The sequence below is a fragment of the Tessaracoccus sp. O5.2 genome, assembly GCF_964266725.1.
GTDB lineage: Bacteria > Actinomycetota > Actinomycetes > Propionibacteriales > Propionibacteriaceae > Arachnia > Arachnia lapidicapta.
Genome location: NZ_CAXWGV010000035.1, coordinates 1 through 1,745, shown reverse-complemented (window position 1 = coordinate 1,745; position 1,745 = coordinate 1). Strand labels below are relative to the sequence as shown.

2 protein-coding genes and 1 pseudogene are annotated in these 1,745 nt (G+C 66.1%); 1 reads left to right on the top strand and 2 read right to left on the bottom strand.

All coding sequences use genetic code 11. The features are described 5' to 3' along the window. Positions 1-249: 249 nt before the first annotated feature. Entirely contained in the window at positions 250-864 is a 615-nt protein-coding gene (locus tag ACFQPD_RS11020; RefSeq protein ID WP_385900700.1) for a helix-turn-helix domain-containing protein, read from the bottom strand. A 7-nt stretch (positions 865-871) separates the two neighbouring features. Then, positions 872-1,468 carry a recombinase family protein gene (locus ACFQPD_RS11015; protein WP_010534181.1) on the bottom strand — a complete coding sequence of 199 codons (597 nt, stop codon included), beginning with the start codon at positions 1,466-1,468 and terminating at the stop codon, positions 872-874. Between the two features lie 181 nt (positions 1,469-1,649). Between ACFQPD_RS11015 and ACFQPD_RS11010 the strand changes: the two are divergent. Continuing rightward, positions 1,650-1,745: pseudogene (locus tag ACFQPD_RS11010) on the top strand (transcriptional regulator); the annotation flags it as partial.

The window sequence follows — 1,745 nt, the reverse complement described above, 5'->3', positions numbered from 1 at the left end:
CGTGTTGGTGGTCGCGATCATCGCGCTCGGAATCGCGACACTTATCGCCACGGCGTAGACGCAGCATCAATCGCAGGCCCACGAGTTCGACGTCGAAGACCCGCCGACTCAAGCCCAGGATCACGATCGCGCGAACCCGACCGAATCAGACTTCTCAAGGCGGAGCGCAGCTGGACATGCAAACGCGAGAAACGTACGTGTGACTTCGTCTGCTGAATGGCGGGGTTCTTCGGTCGCTTCGTGGCGGGGTCAGGTGACACCGATGACCAGGGTGCTCTGTGCGGCTTCGATGACGTCGTTGGTGATGGTGTCGAGTTCGTTGATCTTCAGGACCCGCTGGATCTGGGGGAAGAGGCGTTCGAGGAGCCGGAAGTTGCCGCGGGTGATCCGTGCGATGGCTGCGATGGCTTGGGCGTCGGTGAAGTCGTCGGGGTCGAGGGGCTTGCCGAGGGATCGCCAGTGTCGCTCGAGGACGAACAGCAGTTCGTCTTGTCCCAGGGGCCGGTAGGGTGACCATGCCGGGATCCAGGGTCCGCACGATGTCCCACACCACCGAGTAGGAGGGGACCGGCCACTTCCGGGCGGCGCAGATGCCGGTGACTTTGCGGTGGCGACAGCGATGGCCGGCCGCGGCTTGCTCAGTGCCAGGCCCTCGATCAGGTGGACGAGGTCGGGCGGAAGGCGGCGGGAGCCGGTGTCCGCTCGCGAGGCTGTCTCCAGTCCGGCGTAGCCGTCGGCGCGGTAGCGGGCGTGCCAGCGCTCCAGGGTCCGCAGCCCTACATCGGTCTCGCGAGCTAAGCGCGCGAGGGGCACCTGGTCCTCGACGTGGAGCCTGAGGATTCGCCACCGCGCTCGAGCGTCCACGACGCACCTACTGCAAGGCGTTCTCGCGCCCGCGCTCGGCGCGCTGAAGGGCGCGGTAGACCGTGGAGCGGCCCACGCTGAACAGCTCGGCCAGCTCGCCCACGGTGTGCTCGTCGGCGGCATGTAGCTGGACGAGGTGAGCTTCTTGCCGGGGGGTGAGTTTCGGTGACTTCCCGCGCAGCCGGCCCTTGGCCTTGGCGACCTTCATCCCCTCGCGGGTGCGGGCACGGATGAGGTCGGCTTCGAATTCGGCGACCATCGCCAGCACGTTGAACAACAGTTTCCCCATCGGGTCGGTCGGGTCGTACACCGATCCGGCGATGCTCAGCTTCACTTCCCGCGCCGCGAGGTCGTCGGCGATCTGGTGGGCATCACGGACTGAACGCGCCAGCCGATCGAGCTTGGTGACCACGAACGTATCGCCGTCCCGACAGGCAGCCAGCGCCTGCCGCAGGCCCTCACGGTCGGCGTTGCGGCCCGTGAGCCCGTGGTCGACGTAGATGCGCTTGGGATCGACGCCGAACGCCGCGAGTCCGTCACGCTGCGCGGTCAGGTCCTGCTCGTCGGTGGAGACTCGGGCATAGCCGACCTTCAAGGGGGACATGCTCCCCAGTGTGTCCTATAGCCTCCCTTCACCGGACGGGTCTTACGGGACAGCCCGCCAGGCGTGCCGTCGTTCCTCTCGATAAGTAGCGGCGGTGTCCGGTGAGGGTTCCCCTTACGGGCATGCGATCTGGGCTGACGCCTGTGACCAAGTGTTCAGTGCGCGCTGTATAGTTCAGTCCATGCTGACTATTGCTTCGCGTCTCGACGTGATGAACCGCCTGGGTCGTGCACTGGCCGACCCCACTCGATCCCGGATCATCTTGACCCTGCTCGAC